Here is a 661-nt window from a genome sequence, read left to right as displayed (position 1 = left end):
GGCGGAGACCCAGTACTCGGCGTGCTCGAACGCGTAGCTGGGCAGGCCCATGCGGCGTGGCGGGGTCGTACCCCACAGGCCGGCGAACGCGGCCGGCTCGTGGCCCTGGCAGTAGGACCGGGCCAGCTCGGTCAGCGGGCCGGGCCCCCGGTCGCCGGCGGCCTCGGCGGCCAGCTCGCGCAGCGCGCGGGTCTCGGCGGCGCTCGGGGTGAAGTCGCGCGGCGCGGTGCCGCGGACCACCTCGGGCCCGTCGTGTCCGTCGGCCGCCCGGCGCAGCGCGGCGACCGCCTCAGCGCGGTCCCGTACGACGAGGGCACAGCGGCGCGCGAAGTGGTGCCGGCCGGCGAGCAGGGTGTGGCTGACCGAGGCCATGACGCCGGGGCCGACGTCGGCCGGCAGCGCGGCCAGGTGGTCGGCCAGGTTGGCGAGCTGGCGGGAGAGCGCCGCCTCGGTCTTGGCGGAGCACACCAGCAGGTGCCAGGGCGCGGCGGGCTGGTCGCCGAGGCGGGCCACCTCGTCGCGCGCGGTGCCGTGGCTCTCGATGACGACGTGCGCGTTGGTGCCGCTGAAACCGAACGAGCTGACCGCGGCGCGGCGCGGCTGCCCCGCCCCCTCGGGCCAGGTGTGCGCCTCGCGGCTGATGTAGAAGGGGCTCTCGGAC

At 77.8% G+C, this 661-nt stretch carries 1 protein-coding gene; it reads right to left on the bottom strand.

Translation table 11 applies throughout. The features are described 5' to 3' along the window. On the bottom strand, positions 1-661 hold a 661-nt coding region (locus KUM32_RS42630; RefSeq protein WP_302185279.1), incomplete at both ends, for a ketoacyl-synthetase C-terminal extension domain-containing protein.

It is taken from the genome of Streptomyces sp. AC627_RSS907 (assembly GCF_019049165.1).
Note: the sequence above shows the minus strand (reverse complement) of the source record. Positions and strands in the feature narration are given on the sequence as shown.